The organism is Candidatus Pelagisphaera phototrophica, from assembly GCF_014529625.1.
GTDB lineage: Bacteria > Verrucomicrobiota > Verrucomicrobiia > Opitutales > Opitutaceae > Pelagisphaera > Pelagisphaera phototrophica.
The window spans coordinates 1,447,113-1,462,200 of the sequence record NZ_CP076039.1 but is presented as its reverse complement, the minus strand read 5'-3'; the positions used below and the strand labels follow the sequence as shown (position 1 = coordinate 1,462,200).

The window sequence follows — 15,088 nt, the reverse complement described above, 5'->3', positions numbered from 1 at the left end:
GTTAAAGATAGAGAATGGATCTCATTTGACAAAGCCTAATTACATACACGCCAATCCGAACCAGAAACCTCCATCCTTCCCTACTTCAGCGACATGAGGAATTCCGCATTCGACTTGGTCGCCTTCAACCGCTTGATGAGCATCTCCATCGCTTCCACGCCAGGCACTCCCTGCATAACGCGACGGAGACCATATACCTTTTCCAATTCCTGCGGATGATAAAGGAGCTCCTCCTTCCGGGTTCCGCTACGCTCAAAATTGATCGCTGGGAAAACACGCTTATTGATGAGATCGCGGTCAAGGTGTATTTCCATATTGCCCGTGCCTTTGAATTCCTCGAAGATGACTTCGTCCATTTTACTTCCCGTATCCACAAGGGCGGTACCCATGATCGTCAAACTGCCGCCTTCCTCAATGTTGCGAGCCGAGCCAAAAAACCGTTTCGGCTTTTGCAGCGCAGTTGCCTCGATACCACCACTCATGATTTTACCGCTATTACTGGCGAGGGCGTTATAGGCACGAGCCAGACGTGTAATCGAGTCAAGTAAGATGACCACATCCTTGCCTACTTCCACCATTCGTCTTGCCTTTTCCACTACCATCTCAGCCGCATGGACATGGCTTGACGGTGTCTCGTCAAAGGTTGAGCTGACCACTTCGCCCGTCACTTTGCGACGAAAGTCCGTTACTTCCTCGGGACGCTCATCAATGAGCAATACGATCAAATGGGCATTCGGGTAATTTTCCTGCACGGAATGGGCGAGCCCCTGAAGCAATATTGTTTTTCCAGTACGAGGAGGTGCAACGATCAACCCCCTTTGCCCTAGGCCAATCGGAGTAAGGATGTCAAAGGCTCGCATGGAGACGTCTTTCTTGCTATTACTTGGTAGAGGCGTCTCTAGCACAAAGCGCTCCGTAGGGTAATAGGGAATTAGGTCTTCGAAAGGGGGTACCTTATCGATAGACTCGGGTTCTCCGCCCATTACGGATACGATCTTGATTGAAGCAGGACAACGCTCTCCTTCCTGAGGAGCGGTTGCGATCACCTCGATTTCATGACCCCTTTTCAAACTGTAGTGGTTGATCAAGGATGCTGGAACATGAACACTTTCCGGTTTAAGCTGATAATTGCTAGCCGCATGCACCACAAATCCGTGACCTTCGTCGGAGACATCTAGAAAACCGGCGTCTTTGAATTGCAGCTTCTTCTCCGCTGCCAGTTTAAAGACCTCCTCAATGATCTGCTTTCGGCTTGGTTTCTCTTCAAAGACCACTCCTAGCGATTCCGCACCCAGACGACCTTGATCGATTGAAAGTTCGTACAACTCTGAGAGGTCAACCGGGTTCTCGATTTCACCCAACTCGTCCAGAATCGCTTTTACGTCCTCAAACTTCTTATATCGGGCGGCGTCTGGCAGCACTCCGCCCACGTGGTCGGTTTCTTTTGGAGGCAAAGGCTGCTTCCAACCACCTCCACCTTTCCGGTCTTGCTGATTTTGACGATGCCCACCTTTTTGGTTTTTGGATCGATTTTTCTGATTGGGATGCTGACCTTGCTTGTTCTGGTGTCGATTTCCGCCTTGGTTTTTGTGGCGGTGCGGTTGATTCCTTTTGTTCGAGTGTTTTTCGCGATCCTCATTGCCGGAGCGCTTATCGTCTCTGTCACTGCCCGTATCAGAATCAGAGGATTTTTCTGGCGCATCACGATCTCCCTTCTCCTCTAGCACATCGCGAACCACTTCGATTTTATCGACATCGTCAAAATGCGAGCCCCTACCCTTAAAATCTACGGGGCGGAATTCGGAGCTTTCCTCTTTCGGTGGCGCGAATTCCGTTTTCAATTCCGCAGATGGCTCACTATTTAAACCTGCGTCCGGCACCTTTTCCTTGGCGATTTTCTTCGCAACCTTCTTGGCCGCTTTGCGGGCCGCCTTACGGGCTACTTTCTTAGGTGGCTTGGGACTATCGCCCAAATCCAATTCAGTAGGAACGTTTGATTCGTTCGTATCTTCAGATTCGCTAGACATAGGAGGATTGGTGTAACCTTCACTTGGAGGATCGCGCCGCATCGGCTGACCGCTTCCAAAAAGATGGTCGATGGGTAGTGTCGAAAATTATAGTCGCGTGAGAAGCGTTTTGATTTGGTCTTCCAGAAATTCGAGGGATCCCTCATTGAGCAGTACAAAATCGGCATTCTCCGCCTTTTGGGAGAGCGGCATTTGTCGATTAATGCGCGCCAACGCCTGAGCTCGGCCTATGCCTTTTTGCTCTAAACGCTCGACCTGCGTTTTAAGATCACTGAACACGCAAATGGTAAAATCAACCCTATTCTGCAGGTTTTTTTCGAAGAGCAAAGGGATCTCCAAAATCCAATTCGCCTCTTGATCCGATGCGACTGCCCCCTCCCAGGTCTCTCGAACCTTTGGGTGCATAATATCCTCGAGAGCTTTGAGTTTCTCGTCATCACCAAACACAATCGATCCCAGCAATGAACGGTTCACCCCGCCATTGCTTGAAATCACTTTCGGCCCGAACACATCCACCACCTCCCGAATAGTCACAGGATCGCTCTCCAGCATATCATGCACGATCTGGTCACTGTCGAGACGCCTGAAGCCACGCTTTTCGAACATTCGACTCGCCGTGGATTTACCGCATCCCATTCCTCCTGTCAAACCGACAACCATAGGGACTAGGGTGACCAATTCAGCCAGTTGGACAACAACGATTATGTGCTTCCTTCTTGAAAGCTAAACCGCCACTGAAACTTGGTGAGTGGATCTGAATTCCACTATCCAGAATCCCTTTCATCTTGCCAATTCGCCAGCGACAGAATCGGATTACGATGAGTTGTTACCCCATTTTCCCCTCAATCCAATGCTAGCTACCGTCAAAAGCGCCGCTTTGCAGGGCATCGAAGCCGTCCCCGTTCTCGTCGAAGTCAACTCTGGCGAAAGCGGAGATCCGCGACTGATCATGGTCGGTCTACCTGACACCGCGGTGAAGGAGTCTGACGACCGCGTTTTCTCCGCCTTGGCAAACTCAGGATTTCGCAAACCCCAAACCCGAACCACCATCAACCTCGCTCCCGGCGACCTGAAAAAAGAAGGTCCCATGTACGACCTCCCTATCGCGTTGGGAATCCTGGAGTCAACCGGTCAGATGAACGCCAGAGGACGCTTCGAGAGGTTTACGATCGCCGGCGAGCTCAGCCTATCCGGTGCAGTCAGAGCAATAAGAGGAGGTTTGGCATTCGCGATACAGGCACAGGCAAAGGGACAGCGCGGAGTCATTCTTCCAGTAAAATCTGCCCGTGAGGCTGCTTTGGTAAGGGGTATCGAAGTCTACGGCGTGGAGACCCTGGACCAGGCCAAACGTTTTCTTGAAGGGGAGCTTCAACTCACCCGATTTAACCATTCGAGTCTGTTTGACCAGAAGGCCGAACCAACTGGTCTTGATTTCCTTGATGTAAAAGGACAAGAACAGGCCCGTAGAGCAGTAGAGATTTCTGTCGCTGGAGGACACAATTTTCTGATTATCGGCCCACCCGGCTCGGGTAAGTCGATGATCGCTAAACGAATTCCTACCATCATGCCAGATCCCACCCTCGAGGAATACCTGGAAATCCTGCAAATCCAGTCTGCCTCGGGGGCGACCAAACGGTGGGATACTTTGGCGAAGAAGCGACCCTTCCGATCACCTCACCACACCATTAGCGATGTCGGCCTGCTGGGTGGCGGTGCAATCCCTGGACCCGGGGAGATCTCACTCGCCCACAACGGCGTACTGTTTATGGACGAGCTACCTGAATTCAAGCGCTCAGCCCTAGAAGTGATGCGACAACCCTTGGAAGACGGGCAAGTGACCATTTCCCGATCTGCTGGCAAGGTCACCCTACCCTGCAATTTCATGCTGGTCGCCGCCATGAACCCTTGTCCCTGTGGCTACCTAGGTTCCCACCAAGGAGATTGTTCTTGCTCCCCAATTCAAGTGCAGCGCTACCGCAGCCGCATCAGCGGCCCTTTGCTTGACCGGATCGACATTCATGTTGAGGCACCTGCCCTCAGTATCGAAGAATTGAGGACATCTGATAAAGGCGAAAGTTCAGAAGTCATGAGGCAGCGAATCTCTGCCGCTCGCAAAATACAGCAGAGACGGTTTCACCACACGGACTACGTCACCAATTCCAGCATGTCGGAATCCGCCATCGAAACCCATTGCTCCATCACGCCTCAGATGGGATCCATCCTGCAAACTGCAATGGAGAAACTCAACCTCTCAGCCCGTGCCTATAATCGCATCCTGAAAGTCGCCCGAACCATCGCAGACCTAGCGGAATCCAACGCCATACAGCTCAACCACCTGACCGAGGCCATCCAATACCGTAGCCTAGATCGCACGACGCGGGTGTGATAAACCGCAGAAAACGGGCACCCGCTGAAAGCACTCTAACGAAATATTTCGCCGTCTACGAAGAATCGTTTCAGTTCAGCTTCGGCCGTTTCGGGACCGTCGGAGGCGTGGACCACGTTGCGCATCATGTCGGTGCCAAAATCGCCGCGGATTGTTCCTTTGGGAGCCTTTAAAAAATCGGTGGGGCCAAGCAGATCGCGCACGCGCTGGATTACGTTTTCACCCCGCAGAGCTACCATGATTACTGGGCGCGAGCTCATGAACTCTTCGATCTCCGGAAAAAAAGGCAAGTCCGCCACATGGGCATAATGCTCACGAAGGATGGAGGACTCTAATTGTACCATTTTAGTGGCGACAATTGAGAAGCCCTCGCTTTCAAAACGTTGCAGTACCTGGCCAACGAGACCTTTTTCCATGCAATCGGGCTTGAGAATAATGAAGGTTTTTTCCATCTAATTGTACTCGTTGATTATAAGATTCTAATTCGCCTCTTTCGGCCAACGATGATTTCTAATAAGTTTTAAAAACTAGCGAAGCATTCTGACCCCCGAATCCCAGGCTATTGCTCATAGCTACAGAGATTCTTGCTTCCCGCGCTTCGTTAGGCACGTAGTCTAGATCGCAATCAGGATCTGGCTCCTGATAATTAATCGTCGGCGCCAGCATTCCCGTCTCCAACATCCGCACACATGCCACGCTTTCTACTCCACCTGCCGCACCAAGTAAATGACCAGTCATAGACTTGGTAGAACTCATGGGAACGTTCTTCACGTGCTCACCGAGGAAAGTTTTGACCGCCATCGTCTCGAACCTGTCATTGTAGGGTGTGGACGTTCCATGAGCATTGATGTAATCAACGTCAGTTATATTCAACTGCGCGGAATGCAATGCTCGCTTCATGGCTCCAATAAGTCCCTTTCCCTCTGGGTGCGGTGCCGTGATATGATTCGCATCACAAGAAGCTCCGTACCCTACGAGTTCACAATGAATTTTCGCACCCCGCTTTCTCGCGTGCTCAAGAGTTTCCAACACAACAACGCCAGCTCCTTCTCCCATAACGAATCCGTCCCGATTCAAGTCGAAGGGACGGCTTGCGTGTTCGGGATCGTCATTGTTTGTGGACATAGCTTTCATCGAGCAAAATCCCGCGTAGCTCAAAGAAGTAATTGTGGCTTCACTACCACCGGCAATCATTACATCGGCTTCGCCTAGACGAAGCGTCTTAAGAGATTCACCAATCGAGTGGGCACCCGTAGCACAAGCGCTGACAATGGAAAAGTTTGGCCCCATCGCCCCCAGCTCTATCCCTATGACTCCTGAAGCCATATTGGAAATCAAAGCGGGAATCATGAAAGGAGATACCTTACGCGGACCTCCCTCGATCAGCTTGATACAATTTTTTTCGATGGTATCCATCCCTCCAATGCCCGACCCTATGAATACACCCACTCGGTCAGGGTCCTCCTGGTCCATGTTCAAGCCTGCATCCGCTACGGCTTGCTTGGTGGCGGCAAAAGCAAAATGGACAAAGCGGTCATTGCGGCGCGCTTCTTTCCGGTCCATGTAGTTGGTGGCGTCGAAATCCTTGATTTCTCCACCAATCTTGCAGGTAAACTTTTCAGTATCGAAAGACTCAACTTTGCTGATGCCATTCTTGCCGTCGAGAAGGCCCTGAAAAAAAGAGTCCACCCCCAGTCCGAGCGGAGTGATGGCTCCTAGACCGGTTATAACTACACGTTGGCTGTCCGCCAGCTCAGTCATAGATACGTCTCGCGAGTGTCGGGCACCAGAAAGGGGGTTCTAGCGCCAAGTTTGGGATGGGGAAGTGGGTTAAGCTCCCGCTTTCTCTTTAATGTAAGAAGTGACGTCACCGACCGTCTGCAGCTTTTCCGCGTCAGACTCCGGGATTTCACCTTGGATCTCGTCTTTAAACTCTTCTTCAAATGCCATAATCAACTCAACGGTGTCGAGTGAATCAGCTCCAAGATCATCGAGGAAGGAGGCTTCCGGCGTGATCTGCTCTTCGTTAACGTTGAGCTGGTTTACGATGATTTCTGAGACTCTTTGTTCGATGCTTTTTTCGTCAGCCATTTTCTAGACAGATTAGTAATAAATTGAACTCAGGAGGCATCACATAGCCATGCCGCCGTCAACGGTAAAAACTTGGCCTGTGACATAATTCGCTTCCTCAGAAGCCAAGTAGGCGACCATATTCGCGATATCACTGGCCTCCCCCATCCGTTTAAGCGGGATCATGGGGAGCACCAAATCCAGGGCTGCATCGGCCATTTTAGAGGTCATGTCGGTTTTAATGAACCCTGGAGCGACACAATTTACCGTAATTTTTCGGGACGCTAATTCTTTGGCCAGGCTCTTCGTGAAACCGATCATACCCGCTTTCGCCGCAGCGTAGTTGGTTTGGCCCGCATTGCCCATGATCCCGGATACCGACGAAATATTGATGACTCTGCCCCAACGCTTTCGCGTCATTGGGCGGGCGAGCCCTTTAACCCAGTAAAAGCAGCTGTTCAGATTCGTGTTGATTACGCTCGTCCAGTCGTCCTCCGACATGCGGAAAAGCAGGTTGTCCTTGGTGATGCCTGCATTGTTGACCAGAATGTCGATATTCTCGTATTCGTTAAGCAACTCTTCGCTTGCCGCCGCAACCGCGGCCGAATCAGACACATCAACCGCCTTTGCGATCGCTTTTCCACCCGCATCGTTGATCGCTTGCGCCGCTTCACCACAGGACGATTCCGAATAGGAAACGCAAATTACGGTCACGCCCGCTTTCCCAAGCTCCTCTGCAATAGCACGACCGATCCCCCTACCGGCACCGGTTACCAATGCCAATTTTTTTTCAAATGTAAGACTCATAATTTCCTATCTCGAATACGCTCTAAAACGCTAAATAACTGCTAAGTTAAACCAAAGCAAACAGTCCAAAGCTCTAGAAGCGCTTAGGCAATGTTAGTTTTCAGCGAAAAACGCACGTAAACCCTGCTTCCGCTTGCTCTCACTGGTCGGGACCATCTTTATTTCGTCAAATGATTGCAAGCAACTCGGTCAAGGAAATTAACGCGTTTTCAAGCAAGGAAAAGTACTAAAATTTAGATCCACCTCTAGGCTACCGTGCAATTCCAAAAATGGCAACTAAAACTAACTCGCTGCGACTTCAAAAATATCTGGCTGAAATGGGCGTCTGCTCGCGACGAACAGCGGAAGTGCTCATCCGTGATGGATCGATCATGGTCAATGGCAAGATCGCCCAGATTGGAGATAAAATTGAACCAGGTATCGACGAAGTCATTTACGAAGGGCAGCGGATTCGGCATCGCAAGCAAGGTCAGGCTGTATTCGCTTTGAACAAGCCCAAAGGGTTCATTTGCAGCAACGACGATCCACACAACGACCGCACTGTTTTCGATCTCATTCCCAAGGACTATCAAAGCCTTCGACTTTTCTGTGCGGGAAGGCTCGACAAGGAAAGCGAAGGGCTAGTCATTCTGACCAATGACGGAGATTTGGCAAACCGACTGATGCATCCGTCGAATCTCGTCGTGAAACGCTACCAGGTATCTCTAAAACAACCATTCCCAAAAAAAAGCATTCCTAAACTCATCAAGGGCATAAACTACGAAGGGGAGAGAATGAAAGTGGAGAAGGCCGCCCTTCTTGGAAACCAGAGCAACGATGCCTCCAAAGAAGTCGATGTCCAGATGCACCACGGAAAGAAGCGGGAAATCCGCAATCTGTTCATGGTTCTTGGATACGACGTCAAACGACTGAAACGATACCAAATCGGAACCTTCAGCATCAAAGGAATGCCTAAGGGCGTCGGAATAATTCTACAAAAAAACGAGATTCAGAAACTATTCAAACACGAGAATACCTTATGAAAGCTGTCATCATCCTACCTATATTGGTGCTACTAGCGACCCTGGCAGGTGGCGTTTCCACATTCGCCCAAGAGTCAATCAACGTTCGGATTCGCCCCGACCCTAACTCCACTCAAATTGGAAAACTCCCTTCCCTTTCGCTCGCTGTGAACGCAGAGTGGCCAAAGAATACCGAACCTGCCTCTGGGTGGAGACCGATTTACTACAGAGGCGAGTTTCTTGTGTATTTAGATAGCCAAGACATAGGAAAAAATTTCCTTCCACTTCCTGGCTCTCGCTACTTGCTAAGCCCAAGATCCGATGCTGATATCCTCGCGATCGCAACCGACCTGGACAAGGCGGAGATTGTCTCTATCGACCCGCGGTTCTGCCATATAAACCTTGAAACTATCGTACTCGGTTACATTCGCGACTACTCGGTGCCGCCCACACCAAAACTTAAGCCGAACGCGGCAAGAACCGTAGTGCCCAAGCAGCCCAAAATCGTTAGCGACTCTGGTCAATCCTTGGAAGGCATACTTGTCTCTGCTAGCTATCTCGAGTCAACTCGATCGGGATACAAATTCAAGTTGATCAACAGCGACAATGAAACAATTGCCTACGTCGATCACTCGAAGCTTCCTGATGCGGAGCCGTTTACCAATTTCGTGAATACACGATTAACGGCTTGGGGGACGATCGATGACCTTGAAAACATAGATTCCATCGTGCTTCGCGCCAAGATGTTGAAAAAGAAAAACTAACCGTTTCACACTCATAATTGGTAGATTCGCTTGCATCTAAATGAAACTAATTGATGGCAAACAAATCGCTCGCGATATTGTCGATGAGCTCAATTCAAAAGTATCTCAGATAAAGGGAGCCAAACCCTGTATCGCCTTTATTCGAGTCGGCGAAGATCCGGCGTCTGTTTCCTATGTTCGAAGCAAGAATCAGACCGCTGAAAGAATCGGGATTCGTCCCCTGCTTTTCGCCTTTGAAGACACGATCACAAAGGACGTGCTTTTTGCAAAAATTGACGAACTAAACGCAGATAGCTCGGTAAACGGAATTTTGATACAATCACCGTTACCCTCACAACTCGATGAACAGTCCGCGTTCAACCGCATAGACCCGATCAAAGACGTCGACGGTTTTCACGTCGTCAACGCTGGTAGGATTGTTCAAGAGGATCCCACCGGGTTCGTTTCTTGTACTCCAGCTGGAATCATCGAAATCTGCCAAAGGGAAGGCGTCCCACTTGAAGGAAAGCATGTCGTCGTTTTAGGTCGCAGCTTAATCGTCGGGAAAACGTTTTCTCTTCTCGCAATGCAGAAAGGACCGCATGCGAATGCGACGGTTACGGTCTGTCACTCTAGAACGCGGAATCTGAAGGAAATCACTCGACAAGCGGATGTTCTCGTAGCGGCGATTGGCAAGCCGGAAATGGTCGCCGGCGACATGGTGAAAGAGGGTGCCGTCGTGATAGACGTCGGGATTAACCGGGTCGAAGATTCATCTAAGAAAAAGGGGTACAAACTTGTGGGAGACGTCAACTTTAGCGAAGTTTCCCCTCTCGCTTCGAGAATCACTCCCGTTCCGGGAGGCGTTGGTCCGATGACCGTGGCAATATTAATGAAAAATACAGTTAAAGCATACGAATTGCAAAACGCTTGATTGGCTTAATGTGTCAAATAATTCATTTCTTCCAAATATGACCGAGCAAAATTCGCCCGATCGCACGATACTGGTAGTCGATGATGAGCCGGTTAATATTCAGGTTTTGAGTCGTAAACTCAAACTAGAGGGGCTCGGGGTACTAACCGCTCGAAGCGGGCAGGAGGGACTCGAGCTCGCTCGGTCGGGTTCGCCCGATCTCATACTTTTGGATATCATGATGCCCGGCATGGATGGCTTTGAAGTCTGCCAAAGACTCCGTGAGGATGAACGCACAAAATCTATCCCGGTCATTTTTGTAACCGCCCAAAACTCAAAAAAAGGAAAGCTGGAAGGACTACAAGCCGGTGCAGTAGACTACATCACCAAGCCCATCGATTTGGAGGAGACCACCGCTCGAATTAGGTCGCAACTCAAATATCTGGCAATTAATCAGGATAATATCGAACTGACCAAACGGCTCGGCGAATCGCGACGGGCCGCATCGATTGGAGCGCTCACCCAGGGCATCGCCCATAACCTCAATAACCTCCTCGGAGTCGTTATGGGTTACATGGAACTGGCGAAAGCCAATCACAATGACGCGGAGAAAGTTTTGCACAACCTTACCCGGGTTGAAGGAGCTGCAAACCGAATCGTCGGTATCATAAAACAGCTGAGTACGGTTGCATTCACTACAAAGCTATCGCTACACAGCATGTTGATCGACAAGCTTGTTGCCAATAGTATCGAGCGAGCAAATGAAGCTGCGGGCACGAGCATGGTTGTCGATATAGACAACCAGCTCGATGGAAAGTCGATCCAGACAAACATTGAAGCCTTCGAGGATGCCCTTTCCAAACTAATCCTAAATGCTTGGGAAAGCTATATCCCATCCAAGAAGAGAGAGCGGCCCATTAGGCTCACCACCCAATTTTCCGATGACCAGCAGAATGTGGTTTTTCAAGTCATCGACAAAGGGGATGGAATCGACCCAGAGGTGGAAGACAATATGTTCGAACCCTTCGTCAGCACGAAAAACACCGTTGGGGTCGGAATGGGGCTGACAATCGCTCGCCACGCCATTCGCACTTTGGGAGGTGAAATTCGAATCAATAAAAATGAGACTTGCGGAGTCACGGCCGAGTTCACTCATCCGTATCAAGAAAGCGACGCCTAGTTTATATGAGTATTGGATTTATTGGTGCAGGAAACCTCGCTCGGGCGATCGTACTTGGCATTTTAAAAAAAGGCGTTTTTTCCTCGCAAGAAGTCAGTTGCATCTCGGGATCGGGAAAGACCGCACGGGCTCTCTCCCTGGAAGCGGGTATTAGACTATCTTCCTCGCGTCTCGAGCTCCTCAACCAGTCCAATACCGTTATTCTAGCATTCAAGCCCCAGCATTTGGATACCATAACGGAAGAGGAAGGAAATGCTGCCAAAGGCTCATTGTTGATTTCCGTACTCGCCGGACGCAACCTGCCGTCACTTCGAAGCGCATTTCCTTTAGCTCGAAACGTGGTTCGAGTCATGCCCAACACGCCATCGCGAATTGGCAAAGGGGTGAGTGCCTATTGCTTTGAAAATCCTCCCACCAACGACGACCGAGAAATCGTGGAATCAATGCTTGGGGCGTTGGGGGCCAGCTACGAAGTCAATGAACCGCAAATGCACATCGTTACCGCGGTAAGCGGCTGCGGACCCGCAGTCTTTTTTCAGTTTATCGACTTTGTCGCGCAAGCAGCTGAAACGCATGGGCTAGAACGCTCCCTTGCCACTCAACTAGCGATAGAGACCGGAATCGGTTCCCTCGAACTAATGAAGCAAAGCGGCCAGCTTCCTTCTGAACTAGTCGATGAAGTGGTCTCGCCCAACGGTGTGACCCACGCTTTGCTGGAGAGCCTCAAGTCCGCCGATTGGTCCGAAACGATCCACAAAGGGATATATAAAGCGGTTAATCGTTCGGAAGAACTATCCAGACCAGCAGGCTGAATAGTATTCGAATAAACCGTGCAATCCGGCCTAGAGTTCTTCTGCAGTATACGGGCTACGAACCCCGATTTCGGCTCGTATAGCGGCAACTCGATCAGTGTTGACCTCGCCTGCCTCGTTGCCCCAGTTATTACGAATATAGGTAACTAGACCTGCAATTTCATGATCCTTTAAGCCCAGACCATAAGCCGGCATATTCCCATTATATTCGTTTCCTTTAACTGTGATTGGGCCTACTAAACCCGCTAGCAAAATTTTCGTTGGCACAGCCTGGTCTTCGGTGATCACATACTCAGAACCTGCCAATGGAGGGAACTGACCCGGAAGACCATTTCCATCCGCCTGGTGACAGCCCACGCAAGCCATCTTTGTGTAGAGCGATTCTCCAATCGCAAAGTAATCGTAAACGATTGGACCTCTAGGTCGCTCCTGCCAATCATTGTGTAGAGCGATATCAGCTCTTTCGTGCAAATAAGAATTCTCCTCGCCTAAGTAACGTCGAGCGTAAAACCAACTAAAAATTATTACGGCGATTACCGCCGAGCAGGTAAAAAAAAGTACTGGGAAAGCCGTAGATGGCTCGCGACGGATCCGCGCATGGGTCTTTACGATACTCCCATCGCTGGCTAGCGATTGGTCGATTCCCGGTAAATCCCGATTTTGGAATTCGTCACTCATTACTGTGCATTCTCCAACGCAACGGCTAATTCCTCAGCCATCGTTTCGTTCGATTTAGGGGCTTCCTTTAAATCGTAATCAACTTTCAAGCTTAGCATGTATGAAGCGAGCGATTCCGCCTTTCTTGTCGGGATCACCTCAAGTCCTTCTCCAGGAGAAAACTCTTCCGGCAGATCAAGGGCGTTCGCTGATGCCTCACCAACGACCTCACGCACTTCGTAAAGAAATGGATACGGTGGCATGTTCGTTCCCTGGGAATTGATTTGGGGATTGTAGAAATGAAGGAGGTGCCAATTCCTGTCTAATTGACGTGCCCCAACATTAGAAAGATCCGGACCAATCCGAACATTTCCAATGAGTGATCTTTCGTCATTAATATAGTCGCGAGCCACAGACTGCCGTTCACCCCAACCTCGAGCGATGTCCATTCCAGATGCCACTCGCACCTGCTGCGTGTGACAGGCGATACAGCCCAATTCTTGATAGACTTCCTTGCCGTGGGCCGCTGCTCCAATCGTTTTACCAGGAACGTACTTACCTAGATCCTCATCAAGTACTGCGGAAAGGTTCCCTACCCCTTGGTTTGTTTTAAAAAGAACGAACGTCCAAGAAGTTGCGACGATGAGGAAAATCCCTAAAAATATGAAAGGACCACGATTCATTAGGTGCTATACTCCAATTCCGGAGCCTCTTTAATAAGACTAGTTTCGGTTTCCTCCGGTGTCCGAGTCGAAAGCATGATTCCAATGTAAGTTGCTCCACTAGCCACAGCTCCAAAAAGAAAGAACACCATTCCAATGGTAGTTAGATAGAAACTACTCTGCATCGTCTTTACCACAACGAGCGCTTCAGCAGTGCTTCCGTTCATCAGTTCTCCTTGTTGAGTGCCTCCTGAAATCAGTCCTATGGATACGAGAATCAACCCCATCAAATGGGACCAAAACTGCAAATCGATCAGAGAAGTGGAAGGAAGTTCCTTATTCAAAAGGCGTGGAAGAATAAAATAAATGGCACCTGTAAAAGTCATCCCAGCGAATCCAAACAGCGCAAGTTGAGTGACGCCTGAGTCATAGAGGGAAAACTGAGTGGTATCCAGTGAACCTCTGAGTGCTCCAAAAATCTTGTGATACATTACAAGTAGGAATGTAATACAACCTACAAATAGGTAGCGGGCGGTTGCTGAGTCCCATATCACACTGAAACGGCTGAACAAACTGGATAAGAACTGGATCGACATCGTAGTCGTTGGAATCAGAAGGCCAAAAGTCGCGATAACCCCTAAAGAGGATACCCACGCAGGTATTGGACCATTCGCGAGATCCGCAATTCCTGAAAAGCTAGCAAACAAGAACCATGACCAGAACGCCCAACTCGAATACTTGTACCCAACAACTGCCGCGCCCAACGTTTTGGGAAGAAGATAATAGAGAGTCGCGAATGCTAACGGAGCAATAAACAATCCAAATACATTCTCAACGTACCAGGAGTTGACCAATGTTTGAATGGCTCCCTGCGCCGGCATGCCGACCAACATTACCTGTGCAGCCGTGTAGATCCACGCAAACGAAAAAATTGAAGCGAGAATCCACCATTGCGATGCGTAGCTCGATCTATGAATTCGAGCCCTAAAGGTCAGCAAACTCCAAGTCCCAATTCCTAGGAACGCTAAGAACAATATCGGTGCTGCAAACGCGGGGAACTCGAGCCACTGAAAAGGTAATTGCTCGCCCCACATGATTCCAATTATCCCAGCCGTGACTCCGGTATTCCAAAGAGTGATAGAAATAGTTAGAAACTCTCCTAGTCCTGCGTTGTTCCCGCCTAGTCGACTCAACAAAAAAACCGCACAGGCCAGACCGGCATTAAAAAGCCAGCCGTACACCAAGGAGTTCCAGAAAATAGGGGCCACCTTTCCGTAAGTGAGGAACGAGTAATCCGCAAGGAATCCAGGCGAGTGCAATTTTATGGAGGCAATCAATCCGAAAACAGTCGCTACAATCAGCCAAACAAACGCGCTTATGATCAGTGCAAGTAGGGGAAAGCGAATCGACGCATCAATCCCACGGACACCCTCACGGTTCTTCGAATCTCCCGAGAGATCAGGAAAAAGCGAAGAGCAAATATTGCCGATCAAATTCATATTCAAAACTACAATTCGATGAACTCCTCAGTCTGTATAAACTACTTTGAGTTTTCAGAAACGATAAGCTCTTTGGCGCGCTCTATGGGCAGCCGAACTTTACCTGTGGAGGCGTCCATAACCGAGTACTTGGAAAGTTTTTCCGAAACGATTGCTTCGTGCTCTACCAATGAGGGTCGCTCTAAGGAAGGCTCTCCCGATTCGACTTCTGAATCCAGATACGTGAAACTAATAAAGAAATAGAAGATCAGTAAACTTCCCAATATAGCGACAGTCGTTGGGAAGGCGCTTCGTGAAGGTGTTTGGGCGGTTTCGCTCATCGCTCTTTAAA

The 15,088-nt window shown here is 49.6% G+C and carries 16 protein-coding genes; 6 read left to right on the top strand and 10 right to left on the bottom strand.

Annotated elements, in window-relative coordinates; all coding sequences use genetic code 11:
• Positions 1–80: 80 nt before the first annotated feature.
• Together rho and coaE are read right to left on the bottom strand one after the other, a co-directional pair.
• Positions 81–2,027, bottom strand: coding sequence for a transcription termination factor Rho (gene rho / locus GA004_RS06370; protein ID WP_283396478.1), 1,947 nt, complete (start codon positions 2,025–2,027; stop codon positions 81–83).
• Positions 2,028–2,114: 87 nt separating this feature from the next.
• Complete coding sequence (gene coaE / locus GA004_RS06365; protein ID WP_283396968.1) at positions 2,115–2,687, bottom strand: dephospho-CoA kinase; 573 nt, start codon at positions 2,685–2,687, stop codon at positions 2,115–2,117.
• A gap of 190 nt (positions 2,688–2,877) precedes the next feature.
• Between coaE and GA004_RS06360 the strand changes: the two genes are divergently transcribed.
• Positions 2,878–4,413: a YifB family Mg chelatase-like AAA ATPase gene (locus tag GA004_RS06360; protein ID WP_283396477.1), complete on the top strand. Its 1,536-nt coding sequence runs from the start codon at positions 2,878–2,880 to the stop codon at positions 4,411–4,413.
• A 35-nt stretch (positions 4,414–4,448) separates the two neighbouring features.
• On the opposite strand, the gene ndk is transcribed toward GA004_RS06360, so the two are convergent.
• The 4 genes from ndk to fabG all read right to left on the bottom strand — a co-directional run bounded on the left by ndk (position 4,449) and on the right by fabG (position 7,290).
• Positions 4,449–4,865 carry a nucleoside-diphosphate kinase gene (ndk, locus tag GA004_RS06355; protein ID WP_283396476.1) on the bottom strand — a complete coding sequence of 139 codons (417 nt, stop codon included), beginning with the start codon at positions 4,863–4,865 and terminating at the stop codon, positions 4,449–4,451.
• 58 nt (positions 4,866–4,923) lie between these two features.
• Positions 4,924–6,174: a beta-ketoacyl-ACP synthase II gene (fabF, locus tag GA004_RS06350; RefSeq protein ID WP_283396475.1), complete on the bottom strand. Its 1,251-nt coding sequence runs from the start codon at positions 6,172–6,174 to the stop codon at positions 4,924–4,926.
• A gap of 69 nt (positions 6,175–6,243) precedes the next feature.
• Positions 6,244–6,504, bottom strand: a complete 261-nt coding sequence (locus tag GA004_RS06345; protein WP_283396474.1) for an acyl carrier protein — start codon at positions 6,502–6,504, stop codon at positions 6,244–6,246.
• A gap of 39 nt (positions 6,505–6,543) precedes the next feature.
• Positions 6,544–7,290, bottom strand: coding sequence for a 3-oxoacyl-[acyl-carrier-protein] reductase (gene fabG, locus GA004_RS06340; protein WP_283396473.1), 747 nt, complete (start codon positions 7,288–7,290; stop codon positions 6,544–6,546).
• A 269-nt stretch (positions 7,291–7,559) separates the two neighbouring features.
• Between fabG and GA004_RS06335 the strand changes: the two genes are divergently transcribed.
• The 5 genes from GA004_RS06335 to proC are packed head-to-tail and all read left to right on the top strand — an operon-like array spanning position 7,560 to position 11,939.
• Positions 7,560–8,312, top strand: a complete 753-nt coding sequence (locus GA004_RS06335) for a pseudouridine synthase (protein WP_283396472.1) — start codon at positions 7,560–7,562, stop codon at positions 8,310–8,312.
• Entirely contained in the window at positions 8,309–9,055 is a 747-nt protein-coding gene (locus GA004_RS06330) for a hypothetical protein (RefSeq protein WP_283396471.1), read from the top strand. Before GA004_RS06335 ends, GA004_RS06330 begins: the two co-directional genes overlap by 4 nt.
• Positions 9,056–9,095: 40 nt before the next feature.
• The gene (gene folD, locus GA004_RS06325) at positions 9,096–9,968 is read left to right on the top strand and encodes a bifunctional methylenetetrahydrofolate dehydrogenase/methenyltetrahydrofolate cyclohydrolase FolD (RefSeq protein WP_283396470.1); all 873 of its coding nucleotides are present in this window, start codon (positions 9,096–9,098) and stop codon (positions 9,966–9,968) included.
• 37 nt (positions 9,969–10,005) lie between these two features.
• Positions 10,006–11,127, top strand: a complete 1,122-nt coding sequence (locus GA004_RS06320; RefSeq protein WP_283396469.1) for an ATP-binding response regulator — start codon at positions 10,006–10,008, stop codon at positions 11,125–11,127.
• A gap of 5 nt (positions 11,128–11,132) precedes the next feature.
• The gene (gene proC, locus GA004_RS06315; protein ID WP_283396468.1) at positions 11,133–11,939 is read left to right on the top strand and encodes a pyrroline-5-carboxylate reductase; all 807 of its coding nucleotides are present in this window, start codon (positions 11,133–11,135) and stop codon (positions 11,937–11,939) included.
• A 30-nt stretch (positions 11,940–11,969) separates the two neighbouring features.
• Here proC and GA004_RS06310 read toward each other — a convergent pair whose 3' ends face one another.
• From GA004_RS06310 to GA004_RS06295, 4 genes are read right to left on the bottom strand one after another with little or no spacing between them, the layout of a single operon-like run.
• Positions 11,970–12,617: a c-type cytochrome gene (locus GA004_RS06310; protein WP_283396467.1), complete on the bottom strand. Its 648-nt coding sequence runs from the start codon at positions 12,615–12,617 to the stop codon at positions 11,970–11,972.
• A complete protein-coding gene (locus GA004_RS06305; protein ID WP_283396466.1) occupies positions 12,617–13,279 on the bottom strand; it encodes a cbb3-type cytochrome c oxidase subunit II in 663 nt (220 codons plus the stop codon). Before GA004_RS06305 ends, GA004_RS06310 begins: the two co-directional genes overlap by 1 nt.
• A complete protein-coding gene (locus GA004_RS06300) occupies positions 13,279–14,757 on the bottom strand; it encodes a cbb3-type cytochrome c oxidase subunit I (protein WP_283396465.1) in 1,479 nt (492 codons plus the stop codon). The genes GA004_RS06305 and GA004_RS06300 overlap by 1 nt, the downstream gene beginning before the upstream one ends.
• A gap of 41 nt (positions 14,758–14,798) precedes the next feature.
• Entirely contained in the window at positions 14,799–15,077 is a 279-nt protein-coding gene (locus GA004_RS06295; protein ID WP_283396464.1) for a hypothetical protein, read from the bottom strand.
• Positions 15,078–15,088 lie beyond the last annotated feature (11 nt).

Bases quoted from the DNA above. Each gene is read 5' to 3' on its own strand.
- rho (WP_283396478.1), bottom strand. From the start codon at position 2,027: ATGTCTAGCGAATCTGAAGATACGAACGAATCAAACGTTCCTACTGAA.
- coaE (WP_283396968.1), bottom strand. From the start codon at position 2,687: ATGGTTGTCGGTTTGACAGGAGGAATGGGATGCGGTAAATCCACGGCG.
- GA004_RS06360 (WP_283396477.1), top strand. From the start codon at position 2,878: ATGCTAGCTACCGTCAAAAGCGCCGCTTTGCAGGGCATCGAAGCCGTC.
- ndk (WP_283396476.1), bottom strand. From the start codon at position 4,865: ATGGAAAAAACCTTCATTATTCTCAAGCCCGATTGCATGGAAAAAGGT.
- fabF (WP_283396475.1), bottom strand. From the start codon at position 6,174: ATGACTGAGCTGGCGGACAGCCAACGTGTAGTTATAACCGGTCTAGGA.
- GA004_RS06345 (WP_283396474.1), bottom strand. From the start codon at position 6,504: ATGGCTGACGAAAAAAGCATCGAACAAAGAGTCTCAGAAATCATCGTA.
- fabG (WP_283396473.1), bottom strand. From the start codon at position 7,290: ATGAGTCTTACATTTGAAAAAAAATTGGCATTGGTAACCGGTGCCGGT.
- GA004_RS06335 (WP_283396472.1), top strand. From the start codon at position 7,560: ATGGCAACTAAAACTAACTCGCTGCGACTTCAAAAATATCTGGCTGAA.
- GA004_RS06330 (WP_283396471.1), top strand. From the start codon at position 8,309: ATGAAAGCTGTCATCATCCTACCTATATTGGTGCTACTAGCGACCCTG.
- folD (WP_283396470.1), top strand. From the start codon at position 9,096: ATGAAACTAATTGATGGCAAACAAATCGCTCGCGATATTGTCGATGAG.
- GA004_RS06320 (WP_283396469.1), top strand. From the start codon at position 10,006: ATGACCGAGCAAAATTCGCCCGATCGCACGATACTGGTAGTCGATGAT.
- proC (WP_283396468.1), top strand. From the start codon at position 11,133: ATGAGTATTGGATTTATTGGTGCAGGAAACCTCGCTCGGGCGATCGTA.
- GA004_RS06310 (WP_283396467.1), bottom strand. From the start codon at position 12,617: ATGAGTGACGAATTCCAAAATCGGGATTTACCGGGAATCGACCAATCG.
- GA004_RS06305 (WP_283396466.1), bottom strand. From the start codon at position 13,279: ATGAATCGTGGTCCTTTCATATTTTTAGGGATTTTCCTCATCGTCGCA.
- GA004_RS06300 (WP_283396465.1), bottom strand. From the start codon at position 14,757: ATGAATTTGATCGGCAATATTTGCTCTTCGCTTTTTCCTGATCTCTCG.
- GA004_RS06295 (WP_283396464.1), bottom strand. From the start codon at position 15,077: ATGAGCGAAACCGCCCAAACACCTTCACGAAGCGCCTTCCCAACGACT.